At 59.9% G+C, this 16,092-nt stretch carries 14 protein-coding genes; 12 read left to right on the forward strand and 2 right to left on the reverse strand.

The window, feature by feature from the left end; all coding sequences use genetic code 11:
* The first annotated feature begins 9 nt into the window (after positions 1–9).
* From dapA to miaA, 10 genes are all read left to right on the forward strand, one after another.
* Complete coding sequence (dapA, locus tag ACTFPK_RS04240; protein WP_439911157.1) at positions 10–918, forward strand: 4-hydroxy-tetrahydrodipicolinate synthase; 909 nt, start codon at positions 10–12, stop codon at positions 916–918.
* A 171-nt stretch (positions 919–1,089) separates the two neighbouring features.
* Positions 1,090–2,766: a ribonuclease J gene (locus tag ACTFPK_RS04245; RefSeq protein ID WP_439911158.1), complete on the forward strand. Its 1,677-nt coding sequence runs from the start codon at positions 1,090–1,092 to the stop codon at positions 2,764–2,766.
* Positions 2,767–2,827: 61 nt separating this feature from the next.
* A complete protein-coding gene (locus tag ACTFPK_RS04250) occupies positions 2,828–5,671 on the forward strand; it encodes a DNA translocase FtsK 4TM domain-containing protein (RefSeq protein ID WP_439911160.1) in 2,844 nt (947 codons plus the stop codon).
* A 9-nt stretch (positions 5,672–5,680) separates the two neighbouring features.
* A complete protein-coding gene (pgsA, locus tag ACTFPK_RS04255; protein ID WP_320758128.1) occupies positions 5,681–6,292 on the forward strand; it encodes a CDP-diacylglycerol--glycerol-3-phosphate 3-phosphatidyltransferase in 612 nt (203 codons plus the stop codon).
* Positions 6,289–6,831, forward strand: a complete 543-nt coding sequence (locus tag ACTFPK_RS04260; RefSeq protein ID WP_439911161.1) for a CinA family protein — start codon at positions 6,289–6,291, stop codon at positions 6,829–6,831. The genes pgsA and ACTFPK_RS04260 overlap by 4 nt, the downstream gene beginning before the upstream one ends.
* A 156-nt stretch (positions 6,832–6,987) precedes the next feature.
* Positions 6,988–7,368, forward strand: a complete 381-nt coding sequence (locus ACTFPK_RS04265; protein WP_026428564.1) for a helix-turn-helix domain-containing protein — start codon at positions 6,988–6,990, stop codon at positions 7,366–7,368.
* A 163-nt stretch (positions 7,369–7,531) separates the two neighbouring features.
* Complete coding sequence (locus ACTFPK_RS04270) at positions 7,532–7,789, forward strand: DUF3046 domain-containing protein (protein ID WP_439911162.1); 258 nt, start codon at positions 7,532–7,534, stop codon at positions 7,787–7,789.
* 294 nt (positions 7,790–8,083) lie between these two features.
* Entirely contained in the window at positions 8,084–9,256 is a 1,173-nt protein-coding gene (gene recA / locus ACTFPK_RS04275; RefSeq protein ID WP_439911163.1) for a recombinase RecA, read from the forward strand.
* A 109-nt stretch (positions 9,257–9,365) separates the two neighbouring features.
* Positions 9,366–9,926, forward strand: coding sequence for a regulatory protein RecX (locus ACTFPK_RS04280; RefSeq protein WP_320758124.1), 561 nt, complete (start codon positions 9,366–9,368; stop codon positions 9,924–9,926).
* The gene (miaA, locus tag ACTFPK_RS04285; protein WP_439911164.1) at positions 9,923–10,861 is read left to right on the forward strand and encodes a tRNA (adenosine(37)-N6)-dimethylallyltransferase MiaA; all 939 of its coding nucleotides are present in this window, start codon (positions 9,923–9,925) and stop codon (positions 10,859–10,861) included. Before ACTFPK_RS04280 ends, miaA begins: the two co-directional genes overlap by 4 nt.
* Positions 10,862–10,900: 39 nt before the next feature.
* On the opposite strand, the gene ACTFPK_RS04290 is transcribed toward miaA, so the two are convergent.
* Entirely contained in the window at positions 10,901–11,500 is a 600-nt protein-coding gene (locus tag ACTFPK_RS04290) for a class I SAM-dependent methyltransferase (RefSeq protein ID WP_439911165.1), read from the reverse strand.
* A gap of 131 nt (positions 11,501–11,631) precedes the next feature.
* Between ACTFPK_RS04290 and hflX the strand changes: the two genes are divergently transcribed.
* Positions 11,632–13,137, forward strand: coding sequence for a GTPase HflX (gene hflX, locus ACTFPK_RS04295; RefSeq protein WP_439911166.1), 1,506 nt, complete (start codon positions 11,632–11,634; stop codon positions 13,135–13,137).
* Positions 13,134–15,074 carry an ATP-dependent DNA helicase gene (locus ACTFPK_RS04300; protein ID WP_439911168.1) on the forward strand — a complete coding sequence of 647 codons (1,941 nt, stop codon included), beginning with the start codon at positions 13,134–13,136 and terminating at the stop codon, positions 15,072–15,074. Before hflX ends, ACTFPK_RS04300 begins: the two co-directional genes overlap by 4 nt.
* A gap of 127 nt (positions 15,075–15,201) precedes the next feature.
* Here the strand turns inward: ACTFPK_RS04300 and lexA are convergent, their stop codons facing one another.
* Positions 15,202–15,909, reverse strand: a complete 708-nt coding sequence (gene lexA / locus ACTFPK_RS04305; RefSeq protein ID WP_016442529.1) for a transcriptional repressor LexA — start codon at positions 15,907–15,909, stop codon at positions 15,202–15,204.
* Positions 15,910–16,092 lie beyond the last annotated feature (183 nt).

The following is a 16,092-nucleotide window of genomic DNA, read 5'->3' on the forward strand; positions in this document are numbered from 1 at the left end:
GCTGAGCCCATGGACGAGCACACTTTGCCTTCACGTAGTTTCGGATCCGTTAGCGTCGCTATGGTGACACCTTTCCACGCCGACGGTTCCTTGGATGTCGATGCCGCGGTGGCGCTGGCCACCACCCTCGTGGATCAGGGCTGTGATTCCCTGCTCCTATCTGGCACCACCGGAGAATCTCCCACCACGCACCAGCCGGAAAAAGACGTCCTGGTGCGGGAAGTGTGCGCGGCGGTGGGTAACCGCGCCATGGTGATCGCCGGTGCCGGTTCCAATGACACCGCTCACGCAGTGCGCATTGCCCGCGGCGCCGAGAAAAGTGGGGCGCAGGGGCTGCTCGTCGTCGCCCCGTATTACAACCGGCCCTCCCAAGAAGGCGTCTACCAACATATTGTGAACGTGACAGAAGCCACGGATCTGCCCGTGATGGTTTACGATATCCCGGGGCGTACGGGGGTACGGCTCGAACTGGATACGCTGCTGCGCCTGGCTGAGCACCCTCGCATCCGCGCCGTCAAAGATGCGACCGGGGACGTGGCGGCGGGTTTCGTCAAAATGGCACGTACCGGCTTGGAATATTACTCGGGCGACGATGCCCTCAATTTCGCCTGGCTCGCGCACGGGGCCTCCGGGGTGATTTCGGTGGCCGGGCATGTTATTGCAGCACGCTTGCGGGCGCTGGTGGAACAGGTCGACGCCGGAGATCTGCCGGCCGCCCGCCGGGAAGCCGCCGCGCAGCGCCATATTATTTCCGCAATTATGGGAAGTGGTCAGGGCGCCGTTATGGCGAAAGAAGCACTCAAACTCCTCGGGGTCATTCCCTCCGCAACCCTGCGTCTGCCCTTGGTAGGGGCATCTACGGCGCAAATCGCCGCATTGGCCGAAGCGCTGCGCGCTGAAGGCCTCCTCGCGAGCTAAGCGGTGCGGGCACGGCAGCAACGGTGGTGGGCACCGTGCGGCACGGTGCCGCAACGAGGTAGGGTTCCTGTGCCGCAACGTGCCCCGCCGTTGCGGACTAGCCGGCCACCAGTTTTACGCCCGGGCACGAAGCACCTATGGAAGCGCCGCGCTTCGTGAGAGAATACAGGGGTGAGTGATGAAGTGAAGAAATCTGTACCACCGCTGCGGAACGCCGTTCGTATCGTCCCCCTTGGCGGACTCGGTGAAGTCGGTCGCAATTGCAACGTTCTTGAATACCAAGGCAAATTGGTTGTTGCCGATTGCGGAGTGCTGTTCCCCGAAGAAGCCCAACCCGGTGTTGATCTTATTCTCCCGAATCTTGACTACCTGGAAGATCGCCTCGAGGATATTGCCGCCATCGTGCTCACCCACGGGCATGAGGATCATATCGGGGCGGTGCCGTATCTGCTGAAAATGCGCCCGGATATTCCGGTGATCGGCTCCCAATTGACCATTGCTTTCGTGGAGGCGAAACTCCAGGAGCACCACATAACCCCGAATGTCACCGTGGTGGCCGAAGGGGATTCCATGACCATCGCGGGCATGGAATTTGAGTTCATCGCCGTCAACCATTCCATTCCGGATGCACTGGCCCTCTTCATCCGCACCCCGGAGGGCAATATTCTCATCACCGGTGATTTCAAGATGGATCAGCTTCCGCTGGACGGGCGCCTCACCGACCTGCGTGCTTTCGCGGCGGCCGGGGATGAAGGCGTAGACCTCTTCATGTGCGATTCCACCAACGCCGAAATTCCCGGTTTTGTGCATTCCGAATCGGAAATTCAGCCGGTGATCGATTCGGTGATCGGCGGTGCTACCGGGCAGATCGTTGTCGCCTCTTTTGCGTCGCACGTGCACCGGGTCCAGCAGGTCCTCAACGCCGCGGCTCATAACGGTCGTAAGGTCGCATTCGTGGGTCGCTCTATGGTGCGCAATATGAAGATTGCGGAGGACCTGGGGTATTTGGACGTGCCAGAAGGCACCGTCGTCGACCTCAAGAATATGAAGGACCTGCCCGAAAACCGTCGCATTTATATGTCCACTGGCTCCCAGGGTGAACCCATGGCGGTGCTTTCCCGCATCGCGAATCGCTCCCACCCCAAGGTAGCAATTAATCCGGGGGATACGGTGCTGCTGGCCTCCTCACTCATTCCCGGAAACGAAAATTCGGTGTTCCGGGTGATTAACGGGCTCATCAAGCTCGGCGCGAATGTGATCCACCAGGGCAATGCGCGAGTGCACGTATCCGGGCACGCTGCCCAGGGCGAATTGCTCTACTGCTACAACATATTGCAGCCGGCCTACGCCATGCCCATTCACGGGGAGGTGCGCCACCAGGTCGCGAACGCTGGTGTCGCGGTGAAAACCGGGGTGCCTGCCGATAACGTGATTCTGGCGGAAAACGGTTCGGTTATCGATATGATCGACGGCGAAGTTCGCCTCGTCGGCTCGGTGCCTTTCCAGAATATTTACGTGGACGGCTCCTCGGTCGGGGATATTACCGAGTCTGAACTCAAGGACCGTCAGATTCTTTCCAACGAAGGCTTTATTGCTATTTTCGCGGTGGTGGATACCAATGCGCGCCGTATCGTTACCGGCCCGCACCTCCAGGCGCGCGCTATGGCTGAAGATGGGACTGTTTTTGACAGCATTACTCCGGAAGTCACGCGGGCCCTGGAAGAAGCCGTGGCGAAGGGTTCGGACAGCTACGGGATGCAGCAGGCCATGCGGCGTGTGGTGGGGCGCTGGGTTTCCCGCAAACTGCGCCGTTCGCCCATGATTATTCCGACCGTCGTAGAGGTGTAGTCCCCCTCGCACGCGGCGCGCCGGGAGGGGTAACTTTTTGCACAAAGGCTAGGCTTTTGATGTGAAGTTTCAGCGACGTGTCAAAAAAACCGAGAAAGAGACGACGGCGCCCGCGCGCCGCCCGTCCCGACGCTCCGCCACGCCCGCAAACGGGGCGGCCACGGAGCGGGCGGAGGGGCGGCAGCTGACGGGTAACGTGCGCAACGCCCTCGTGGCGACGTTCCTCGGTCTCGCGGTAATTGTGGCACTGCGCGAATGGTTCAATATTTCCGGAGTGCTTGGCGGGGTTATTCACCACGCCACCGCCGGTATCTTCGGGCTGCTCTCCGTTCTTCTTCCCGCCGTCTTCTTGGCCCTCGCTATCAGGCTGGTGGTTCCGGCGCGCGGGAATGAACACCGGCGGGTACTGCTGGGCGTGTTGATTATCGTGGTGTGCCTGGCCGGCATTATTCATGTGGTAAAACAGCCGCGTAGCCCAGCCGACTACTTCGCGGACGTAGAAAACGCCGGCGGCCTGATCGGGTGGCTCAGCGGGGGCGTCCTCGAGATGCTTTTCTCCCCGTGGGGAGCCGTTCCTATCCTCGTCATTATTATCCTGTGGGCCGGGTTCTATATCGCCGACGTCTCCATGGCGGATATTGCCGCCACCATTCGGGACCGGCGCGAACAGCGCCAGCTTGATGCGGGGGATGAGATCGCCAACCGCGGGCATTCTGCCTCGGTGCCTTACGATTCGCCCCACGACATTGACGCGGCGGAGAACACCACCCGGCTCCCGAGCGCCGGGCGCACGTCCCGGCGCGGTAGGAAATCTGCGCGTAGCTACTTGGACGCGGCACTTTCCGGCACTCCTTCTGAGAACGACGGCGCAGCTACCGATCCCGCAGGCAGCAACGACGGAAATGGTGCGGACGGGGCTGCGGGGGCCGACTGGACAGACGGTGTGAACGGCGCGCAGCCCCAGGGCGCCACCACGGTGTTGCCGCAGGCTACGGCGGGCAGCGGGGCTGCGGGCCGGGCCGCGCCGTCGCCGAAAAAAACGGTGCGCACCAAGAAAAGCGGCGGCGTGGCTGAGACCCATGATGCGGAGGCTACGGTGCCTGATCTTCCCGCACCCGATACCGGTGCACCGTTCACCCGCACTCAGCAACTGGCCCTCGATCCGAGTATTTTGTATGAGCTTCCCTCCCCGGATCTGCTCAAACGCGGAGCGGTGCATCCCGAACGTACCGAAGCCAATGATCGTGTTGTGGCTGCGCTTACCCAGGTCTTCACTGATTTCGGGGTGGATGCGCAGGTAGTAGGCTTTTCGCGCGGCCCGACGGTCACCCAGTACGAAGTTGAATTGGGGCCGGGTGTCAAGGTAGAGCGCATCACCCAGCTCTCGAAAAACATTGCTTACGCGGTGGCGAGCGCCGATGTGCGTATTCTTTCCCCCATTCCCGGTAAATCCGCGATCGGCATCGAAATTCCCAATGCGGACCGTGAAGTGGTGCAGCTAGGCGACGTCTTGGCTTCCGACGTGGCGCGCCGTGACCACCATCCCCTCACCGTGGCGGTGGGAAAGAACGTGCGTGGGCAGTTCGTGGTGACCAACCTGGCGAAAATGCCGCACCTGCTGGTGGCGGGCGCCACCGGTGCCGGTAAGTCATCGTTCATCAACTCGATGATTACCTCGGTGCTCATGCGTTGCACCCCGGACGAAGTGCGGATGATCCTCGTGGATCCCAAACGTGTGGAGCTGACGATTTACGCGGGCATTCCCCATCTCATCACCCCGATTATCACCAACCCGAAGAAGGCCGCCGAGGCGCTGGAATGGGTGGTCAAGGAGATGGACGCGCGCTACGACGATATGCAGTCCTACCGCTTCAAGAACATCACCGATTTCAACGAGGCGATACGGGCGGGCACCGTTAAGGCGCATGATCCGCACCGTACCCTCCAGCCCTACCCCTACCTGCTAGTCGTGGTGGACGAATTGGCTGACATGATGATGGTGGCCCCGCGCGACGTGGAATCCTCCATCCAACGCATCACCCAGCTGGCGCGCGCCGCCGGCATTCACCTGGTGCTCGCCACCCAGCGTCCCTCCGTGGACGTGGTCACCGGTCTCATTAAAGCGAATATTCCTTCCCGCCTAGCCTTTATGACCTCGTCGCTAGCTGATTCGCGTACCATCCTCGATCAAGGTGGGGCGGAGAAGCTTATCGGGCAAGGTGATGCTCTCTTTATGCCGGGCGGTGCCCAGCCGATTCGCCTTCAAGGTGCCTGGGTGGACGAGGCGGAAATTGAGCGTGTTGTCGAGCATGTGAAAACGCAGCTGCGCCCCCAGTACCGCGAAGACTTCCAAGAAACGGTAGAGGCCGCCGGGCGCGAGAAGAAACAGCGCGAAGAAATCGGTGAAGACCTCGATATTCTGCTCCAGGCCGCGGAAATTGTTATCACCACCCAATTCGGATCCACCTCCATGCTGCAACGCAAATTGCGCATTGGCTTCGCCAAGGCGGGGCGGATGATGGACCTGCTTGAACAATACGAGATTGTGGGGCCCTCCGAAGGCTCCAAGGCCCGCGACGTGCTGGTGGCCCCGGAACTGGTGGAGGATGCCCTCGCTATGCTGCGCGGAGAACGCGACTCGATTTACGAGGACGAAACAGGTGATGGCGGGTCCGGCGCCGGCGTAGCGAGAACGGGGGCACCTGACGGAGCTAATGGCGCGGAAACGGGGCACGGTGCGGAAGGCGGGAACGCCGGGAACGGCGCGAACGGCGCCGGGTACGCAAACCGCTACGCCGAAGATCCACTGGCACACGACCCGGAGAGCACCGCACCCACCTGGTATGACGACGATGACCCCGCTGGCGAATCCGGGGAGGACGCCTGGCAGCTCACGGGGCGGTAAAGTAGGGCCATGTCTCACACGAACGCTCCGGAGGCGAGCGAGCCGCCCCTCCTCAATATTGCGAATGCTTTGACGGTCACGCGGATTATCCTCATCCCCGTTTTTATCTGGGTGTTCTGGGAGCCCACTGCTACTCGCAGTTTCTGGGCGTGGGTAGTTTTCGCCGTCGCCGCGTTCACTGACCGCCTTGACGGGCAGCTGGCGCGTTCGCGGGGCCTCATCACCAACTTCGGGAAACTTGCCGATTCCATCGCTGATAAAGGCCTCATAGCAGCGGCGCTCATTATGCTGTCTCTTCATGACCGGTTGTGGTGGTGGGTCACCATCCTCATGATCTCCCGCGAAATTTTCATTACTCTGGTGCGGATGCTCGTGGTGACGAAACAGGTCATGGCAGCTGGATGGATCGGCAAACTCAAGATGTTTGCCCAGTCCATCGGTGCCGGTATCCTCATGCTGCCGTGGATCGCGTGGCTTGGTCACCCGGGCGGAGATATTTTCCAGTGGCTCGGGTGGATAACCCTCGGGGTTGCCCTCGTACTTTCGGTGTGGTCCGCGATCGGATATGTCGGTGACGCGGTGCGTATTGCCCGCGGTGGCGGCCACGAGGCGCACTCATGACGACGGCGCAGCCCATCGGCACGGCGGAGCTCGCCGCGCTTACGCAAACTTGCGTGAGGCGCTTGCGGGAACGCGGCCTCAGCCTCGCCTGCGCGGAATCCCTCACCGGCGGGCTGCTCACCGCACAATTCGTCACCATTCCCGGGGTTTCCGCGGTGCTGCGCGGGGGAGTGGTCAGCTATGCCACCGACCTCAAAGCCAGCATCCTGGGCGTATCCCGTGAACGTCTACGTAGCCACGGGCCGGTGGATCGGGACGTGGCGCTCCAGATGGCGCAGGGCGTATGCGACGTCGCCGGAGCTGATATCGGCATGGCCACCACCGGGGTAGCCGGGCCCGGCCCGCATGATGGACACCCGGCGGGAACGGTATGGATTGCGGTGAGCACGCGGAACGGGGCGCATATGGCGCGCGAACTTCATATTGCCGGGGGGCGTAGCGACGTACGGAGCGGGGCGGTGCGCGGCGCCGTCGAACTTCTTGACGCGTTTTTGCACGACGGCGTAACCGATCAGGGCGCCGAGTCGGCTGTGTCCTGACTAACTCCTGTTCGCTCCCAGTAAATCTTCAGATTCGCCTGGCTTAATATTTGTGGAACCTTTTGATGGCCTCGTGCCACGAGCCTGGCACCGGAGGCGATGAAGATGTTTCGCTCTGTGGGGAATAAAAACAGGAAGTAGGCGTTGAGGTTAGTGATGACAATTGATACCCGTACCGGCGTAACCCGGAAGAATGATTTCGTAGTGCGTCCTGAACAGCGCCAACCCGCTCTCCTTCGCGAAGAGATTGGCGAGGTTTTACGGGCTTACCGGCAACGGCAAGGGCGTACCCTGCGGGAAGTTTCCTCCGATGCACGTGTATCTCTCGGATATCTCTCCGAAGTTGAACGTGGCCAGAAGGAAGCTTCTTCGGAACTCCTCGCTTCGATTTGCCGGGCGCTTAATGTACCCATGAGTCACGTGCTGCGCTTGGTTGCCGATCGGATTGACCTGGTTGAAGGTCGCATCCCGGCCCATCTGCGCGTGCCGGAAAGCCCGGCGGAACTCATGCGTGGGGAACTCTCCACTACAAAGTAATCCCTGTGCACCACGTCGCAAACGGCGCGGTCAAGGTGCGCACCGCTCGCGAAGCGGGGGCGCTCAGAGCTAGCTCCGTGGCTTCAGCTCTCCTTGATACGCGCCGTTATGCTATGTCGGAGCGCTTCTCGCCAGGCGCGTCTTACCCTCGACCCCACAACACATGAAGGAATATAATCCACCGGTGCGTGAATCAGAATTCTGGCTCAATATTGATCGTGCTTTCCCGCATGGGCGCGGGAGAAGTGCAGCCCAAGATCTCGTTCTTTCCGCCCTGGGAGATCGTAGCCCGGCCCAAGCCCTTGAAGCTGGGGAAGATCCGCAACGTATCTGGGATGCCGTGTGCGACACGATGGGATTCCCGGATTACTATCACTACCTCCATAGGCTTAGCCCGGAAGATTTCGCGGCCCGTGAATAGTGACCGGGAGTAGTACTCGTGAAGTAGTGCTCGCACGTCGTTCTCGCGGTAGGCAGTTGCGTGCAGTATTCGCGATTTAGGTGTGAATGCAGTGGGTGACACACCTGTTCAATGCGGTACCGAACAACCGTTCGTACTAGAATGATCCACAGATCCTCAGGCGTCAGCGTTATCCACAAGAGTTTCGCAGCGTCTAAGTATGTCGTAGGCCGGATATACAGTGCTCTCGAGCCTCTCGGAGAGGGAGTGTCTCGCCTAGGCCTGATCTGTAGGAAACGTGAGTAAGGATGGGATATGGCCGCAGCTAAAGCTAGTGCCCGCACCAAAACGGTCGGGCGCCCCATGGCGGATGATCGCAAACAGGCAATTGATACCGCCCTGGCGCAAATTGATAAGCAATTCGGTAAGGGCTCCGTTATGCGGCTGGGGGACCATGTCCGTCCTCGGGTGGAAGTCATTCCTACCGGATCTATCGCCCTGGATATCGCCCTCGGTATTGGCGGATTGCCGCGCGGGCGCGTGGTAGAAATTTACGGCCCGGAATCTTCGGGTAAAACCACGGTTGCTCTCCATGCTGTTGCCAGCGCGCAGCGCAATGGTGGCATCGCTGCGTTTATCGACGCAGAACACGCACTTGATCCGATCTATGCGCGGGCTTTGGGCGTTGATACTGATTCGCTGATTGTCTCCCAGCCGGATACCGGAGAACAGGGCTTGGAAATTGCCGATATGCTCATCCGCTCTGGCGCGATCGATATTATCGTCATCGATTCCGTGGCGGCCCTTGTTCCCAAGGCGGAAATCGAAGGCGATATGGGTGATTCCCACGTTGGCTTACAGGCACGCCTCATGAGCCAAGCGCTGCGGAAAATGACCGGTGCACTCTCGGCTTCGGGAACCACCGCTATCTTCATTAACCAGCTGCGTGAAAAAATTGGCGTGATGTTCGGTAACCCGGAAACGACCACCGGAGGGAAGGCGCTCAAATTCTATGCTTCCGTTCGCATGGACGTGCGGCGCATTGAAACTCTTAAAAACGGTAGCGAGCCGGTGGGGAATCGTTGCCGCGTCAAGATCGTCAAGAACAAGATGGCTCCGCCTTTCAAGCAGGCAGAATTTGACCTCATCTACGGTGAGGGAATTTCCCGGGAGGGAAGCCTTCTCGATGTCGGTGTGGAGTTGAATATTATTCGCAAAGCCGGCGCCTGGTTCACGTATGAGAGTGATCAATTAGGCCAAGGCAAAGAAAAGGCCCGCCAATTCCTTATGGATAATCCGGATTTGCGTGATGAAATTGAGGATAAAATTCTCCGCAAGGCCGGACTGTGTGAAGATACGGAAGGAACCGAAACCGGAGAAACCGAAACTAAGGCGGGTAGCGGTGGTGCTGCTACCAGTTCCACGGGTACCAAGCAGAGCTCATCCGCGAAAAGCAGTGGGAATGCTACCGAGACTGTTGACTTCTAAGTAGGTGGTCACGGTGACAAACTACTCGGATACCAACAAGCACTCTGGGCGATCACCGGGCCGCAGCCGATCACAGCGGGGCACCCGGAATGGGCGAGGGAACCGAGGTGTGCGTGACCTTGAATCCTTGAGTGAAGAAGAACAACTACGCCGGGCTCGGGATATTGTCTATCGCCAGCTAGGTATGATGGACCGTTCCCGTTATCAGCTCAGTCAGGCGCTCCACACCCGTCAGGTGCCGGAGGTAGTGGCTGAACGGGTACTCCACGAATTTGAAGTTGCTGGCTACATTGACGATGCCAAGTTTGCGCGTGTCCTCGCTGCGGTTCGTCGGCGTGATAAAAATGCTTCCCGGCGTGCTATCGCAGCTGAGTTGCGCCGCAAAGGCGTAGCCGCGGATCTCATCGAAGAAACGCTCGCGGAAATTAGTCCCGATGCTGAACTTGATTCCGCGGTGGAGCTAGCCGTGAAGAAGCTGCGCAGCGCTTCCGGGAAACCGGAAACGCTAGCTCAGCGCACGTACGCCATGCTCGCCCGGCGCGGCTTCACAGCCGAGCAATGCGCACAGGCGCTGCGTCAAGCCCGGGCGCTTCTCCTAGATGAACGCACCGCGGAAGAAATGGGTGATGGCGGGTACAGTTACGCGTCCGAAGGTACGGTGGCAGAGTGATTATTGCAGTCGTGGGGCCCACCGCAAGCGGAAAAACATCTGTATCGCTGGAACTTGCAGAATTTTTGGGTGGGCCATCCAGGGTGGAGATCATCTCCGCCGATGCTATGCAGCTGTACCGCGGTTTAGATATCGGTACCGCTAAACTTCCGCTCGCGCAGCGGCATGGAATTCACCACCATCAAATTGATGAGCTGGATATCGCGGAAGAAGCTTCGGTTGCTGCGTATCAAAAGCATGCTCGGCAGGATCTAGCTGCTATCACCGCGGTGGGGAAAATCCCCTTGGTGGTGGGAGGCTCGGGGCTCTATGTGTCTGCGCTTCTTGATGAATTGCAGTTCCCCGGGACCGATCCCGGGCTGCGTGCTGTGATTACGGAAGAAGCCCGCAGCGATTACCCTCGGCTCTTGCGGGAGTTGGAGGAACGCGATCCGGAGGCGTATGCCACCATCGATACTCGTAATGAACGCCGGGTCATTCGAGCTCTGGAAGTTATTCGGCTCACGGGTAAGCCCTACACCCCGCGTTTCCCGCGCCACACCTCGCACTATGAGGATGTACATATCTTCGCGATCCACCGCGAAATAACTGACCTTCATGCCGCGATCAACGCACGTGTGGATGAGATGATGAGGGAAGGACTCCTCGAAGAAACCGCGGACTTGTTGCGCCGCGGCTTGCGAGAAGCCCCTACCGCATCGCGGGCCACCGGATACCCTCAGGCCATGGCGATCCTGGACGGCAGCCTCAGCCTCTCTGAAGGAACGGAAGAAATCCGTATCGCTACCCGGAAACTTGCGCGTCGGCAACGCTCGTGGTTCCGGGCCGATCCGCGTATAACGTGGCTGGAAGCTGATGCGGATACCCCGGTCCAGCTTGCCTCCCGAATCCTCGTGGATTTGACTGAGGAGTGCGAGGAGTGCCCGTGTCACTAGCGGGGTATCTTCTTCGCACCTAGTGGCCAATGCGCATAGCTACCGGCGTACATGCAGGACCCGGAATCCCTTGGAAGATCCAATCTTCTCGCACAGGTAGCCCTCGCCCGCTATCCAGGTAGCAAGAGAATCCGCACCCAAATTTTTCTGTACAACCAGGTAGGCTTCGCCATCTGAGGCCAGGCGGCCCAGCCAGGTAGCAAGCAAGTTATGCAAGGCAGTTTTCCCGATCCGGATAGGAGGATTAGACCAGAGCAACCGAATTGATTTCTCTCCTAAACGCTCCAGGGCCTCGCCGGGGGTAAGCACCTCGCCACGCAAGCCATTGGTTTCAAGGTTGATACGCGTCAATTCACGAGCCCGCTCATTCACATCCACCCCGATAACGTGAGGAGTTTCAGCGGCCAAAGCCAAGGCGATCGGCCCCCAGCCGCATCCGAGGTCCACTGCGATTTCACCTGGCTCCAACTCCGGTTCGGGCACTTTTCGTAAGAGGACCGCGGTTCCTTTATCGAGGCCGTTGCCGGAAAAGACGCCGTCGTCGACCGTAACGGAATAGTCCCGCCCGCGGATCGTTACCTCCATGGTGCGGGTATTGCTCGCGGTATCCGGATGCTCTGAAAAGTAGTGCGAAGTCATAACACCAGCTTAAACGAGCCACGGAGAGGAAGAAACTCGCAGGAAGCGCCGTAGAACACGCATATGCGCCAAGTTACCGGTAGGAAACTTCGACGCAACGTGAGAAAATAAGAGTCCATACGAAGGAGAACGTGGCCATTAGCAACGAAGTACATGAACATGAGCACCACGTCGGTGATGTTGATATCTCTACCCGCCGCGGCACGGTGCTCCAAGCCGATACCGTATGGCAAGCGAGTACGGATAACATCCACCGCGACTACATCGGCCTCCAGGAAGTGGAAGGCCTAGCCCGCGGTATCGAACGCGAACAAGGTATCGATGTTGAATACCGTCAGGTTCGCCTGGAACGAGTCATCCTTGTGGGAGTTTTCGCTGATGACCGTCCCCGGGCCGAAGAATCCCTCCGTGAACTCGCAGCACTAGCTGATACTGCCGGCTCCACGGTACTCGCCGGGGTTATCCAACGCCGCGCGCTTCCTGACCGCGCCACCTACCTCGGGGCGGGAAAAGCCCGAGAACTAGCCGCGATGGTGGAGGCTCAAGAAGCTGATACCGTCATTGTTGATACCGAGCTGGCGCCTTCTCAACGGCGTGCCCTCGAAGATCTCGTCAACGTCAAGGTTATTGACCGTACCGCCCTCATCCTCGACATTTTTGCGCGGCATGCCCAATCGAAGGAGGGCAAAGCTCAGGTAGAGCTCGCACAGCTGGAATATCTCCTCCCGCGGTTGCGCGGTTGGGGTGAATCGATGTCACGTCAGGCCGGTGGGCAGGTGGCCGGCGGTGCAGGAATCGGATCGCGCGGCCCGGGTGAAACTCAGCTGGAATTAGATCGACGCCGCATCCGCCAACGCATGGCAAAACTCCGGCGCGATATCAAAAAGATGGCACCGGCCCGCTCCACTCGGCGTGCTGAACGGCGCCGTACCGGTATCCCCTCCGTGGTGGTGGTTGGTTACACGAACGCCGGGAAATCCTCGCTGCTCAACCGGCTTACCGGGGCGAATGTTCTGGTAGAAAATGCCCTCTTCGCCACTCTCGACCCGACTGTACGTAAAGCTATTACCCCGGAAGGGCGCGAATTCACGCTTTCAGACACGGTGGGATTCGTGCGTAATCTTCCTACCCAGCTGGTCGAAGCTTTCCGCTCCACCCTCGAGGAAGTGGACGGGGCGGATGTCCTCCTTCACGTGGTCGATGCTTCCAACGCAGACCCGGTCGCCCAGGTCACCGCCGTACATGACGTGCTCGTGGATGTGCCCGGTGCCCGTGATATCCCGGAGATTATTGTGCTCTCCAAAGCCGATATTGCTGATCCGGTAGATCTGACCGCACTGCGTTCACGCTACCCGTCCGCTATTGCGGTTTCTTCCCATAGCGGGGTGGGTATCGATGAGTTGCTTGCGCGCATCGAAGAAGAACTGCCCCACCCCAATATTGAAATTGATGCCATTGTTCCTTTCGAGCGTGGCGATCTCCTCTCGCGGATTCTGGAAGAGGGCGAACTTTTGGACGAGCTCGAGTATCTGCCAACCGGCACTCGTATTCACGCCCGGGTACGCGCCAATATTGCTGGGCAGATCGACGCCCGCTGGGGTATCCAAACAGAGGTGTCCAGCAGGATGCGGGCATGAGGAAAGAACTGACCGAGATCCTCGAGCTGGTGGTCGCGGATCTCGGGGGAGCGGTCCGCGAGGGACAGAATCGTATGGTCGAGGAGACCGCCACCGCTCTGGAGGACTCCTCCCACGTGCTGATTCAAGCCGGGACGGGAACTGGGAAATCCATCGGCTACCTGGTCCCGCTCATGGAATGGTCGGTGCGGACCGGTCAGCGTGCGGCCGTGTCCACCGCCACCCTTGCTTTGCAGCGCCAAATCGTGGGGCAGGACGCGCCGCGTGTGGCGCGGGCCGTCAGCGCGGTAACCGGTCATGAACCGCATATTGCCCTGCTCAAAGGCTGGAATAACTACGTGTGTTTGCGCAAGGTCCACGGCGGTTATCCCGAAGATGATGCGCTTGTCAGCCGCGCCGAAGGTGAATATGGCGCGAGCGCAACCGGTGAAGAAGTCAAGCGCTTGCGTGAATGGGCCGCGGAAACTGAAACCGGGGACCGTGACGACCTTGTCCCCGGGGTATCCGAGCGGGCCTGGCGCCAGGTGTCCTTGAGTAAACCCGAATGTGTGGGGGTGAAGTGCCCGCTGCGTGACGTGTGTTTTCCGGTGCGGGCGCGCACCGAAGCCGCCGAGGCGGATATTGTTATCACGAACCACGCCATGCTGGGCGTGCATAGTTCCGGCACCCCGGTACTCCCCGACGTGGATGCTTTCGTTGTGGACGAGGCTCATGATCTTGCCGACCGTGTCACGAGCCAACTCACGTTTGCGCTCTCGCATGGCGAAATCTCGGGATTGGCGCGCTTGCTGCGCCGCGAAAAAATCTTGGCCGAGGGGATCGAACGGGCCCGTGACGGCGTCGTCGCCATTATGGATGAACTGGAGGAAGGGCGCCTCACGTGCCTTCCCGCACCCCTGCAGGACGCTCTCATGCTGTTGTTGCGTGAATTGCAGCTGGTGGAGAACGACGTCGCAGCTTTGCCCGGCAGTACCGAATCAGATGCCGCGACGAAAGCCGTGGTACGTCATCGGCTCTCTACCTGCGTCGATATGGTAAGCGCCATGGTGAGTGAGGAGGTGGCAGCCGGCGCTTTGGTCGTGTGGCTTTCCCGCGATCTGGAGGGGCGTTCGAGTCTGTGCGCGGCGCCTCTCGATGTGTCCGCGCCGTTGGCGGATACGCTTTTCGAGGCCCGCCCCGCGATCCTTACTTCTGCAACGCTGGCCATCGGTGGGCGTTTTGACCTGGCCGCGCGTCAGATCGGTTTTTCTTATCCGAGCCAGGGACCGTGGCGGGGAATCGACGTCGGATCGCCATTCACCTACCATCAGCAGGGCATTCTCTATATTGCGCGCCACCTGCCCGTCCCGGGGAAGGAGGGGTACGGGGAGGAAACTCTGCGTGAACTCGTCGAATTGATCGAGGCTTCGGAGGGCGGGGCGCTGTGCCTTTTCACTTCCCGGAAGGCCGCAAACGAGGCCGCGGCTTTCGCTCGCGATCACCTCGATGTACCGATTTTGGCGCAGGGCGAAGACCAGCTGCCCACCCTCGTCAAAGATTTCGCCGCGGAGCCCCACGCTTCGCTTTTTGGGACGCTTTCGCTGTGGCAGGGTGTGGATGTTCCCGGTTTGACGTGCCGCTTGGTGACCATTGACCGGATTCCGTTCCCGCGCCCCAATGATGCGCTGGTGCAAGCGCGTTCACGCCGGGCTCACGAGCGCGGATATAACGGCTTCATGGAAGTGTCCGCGGCGCATGCTGCTCTATTGCTCGCGCAGGGGGCCGGGCGCCTCATCCGCAGTGAGGGTGACCGGGGTGTGGTGGCGATTCTAGATCCGCGGCTTGTTACCGCGCGTTATGGTGGGTTCTTGCGTGCCTCCCTTCCACATATGTGGGGAACGGACGACGGTGCCGTGGTGCGTGCGGCCCTGGGGCGGCTCGCGGCTCAAGTCAAGTAGCGTTCCTAGCTGGATGGTAACCCAGCTAGGGCAGTGGGCAGCGGGCTTATGGTACGACGACGCGCCCTCGCTCGGTACGGGGTTTGCCAATCGTGGTGCTCCGGTGGCTCCCCGAAACCGGGGTTGGCTAGAGGGTGCGCAGTACCATAACAACGCGCCCGAGTACTTCGCTATCATCAGCGGGAATGGGGGAGTAGGCGGGGTTACAAGGAAGTAGCGTAACGTGGCCATCGCGGCGTTGGAGAACTTTTACCGTGGCCTCGCCATCGATCATGGCGGCAACGATTTCCCCGTTTTCAGCGGTGGGTTGGCGGCGCACCACCACCCAATCCCCATCGCAAATCGCGGCATCAATCATCGATTCACCCTGGACTTTCAGGGTGAAAAGCTCACCAGTTCCCGTCAATTGGCGCGGTAACGGGAAGACATCTTCGATGAGCTCTTCAGCCAGAATCGGAGCGCCAGCCGCGATCTTCCCGACAACTGGCACATTAATTGCTTCACTAATATCTACCGGGAGGTCAGATTCTAAGCTGGTTCGGTCCGGTTCGCCCACCGGAAGTAGCCCGCTTCCCCACTCGGAATCACCGCGGGAGCGGCGTGCGTGGGCGAGCCCGGCATCTGTGAGCTCAATCATGCGCGGCCGGCGCGGATTGCGGGAGATATAGCCCTTTTCCTCAAGTGCATCGAGTTGGTATTTCACTGAAGAAGGGGAGGACATACCCACTTCTTCACCAATTTCCCGCACCGTTGGCGGGACACGGTGGGTGACGATTCCGTCAATCACAACGTCCAGTATCTCTGCCTGGCGAGCCGTGAGCTGAGGATGATCCATATGCACTCCCGAGCGTTCGTGCCGAATTTTTTGTCGTAAGGGCGGGTTTGAATAGTTCTACGACGGCGGGGTTCGGAGCGTAACCGAACCACACGGAATCGAACGAACGTTCTAGACAAACCCTTGCTGTCGTACTAGTCTAACATACAGATGTTCGGCGAACGAATGTTCGAGGAGTGAAAA

Source organism: Actinotignum sp. UMB0459 (assembly GCF_051905915.1).
GTDB classification, from domain to species: domain Bacteria; phylum Actinomycetota; class Actinomycetes; order Actinomycetales; family Actinomycetaceae; genus Actinotignum; species Actinotignum sanguinis.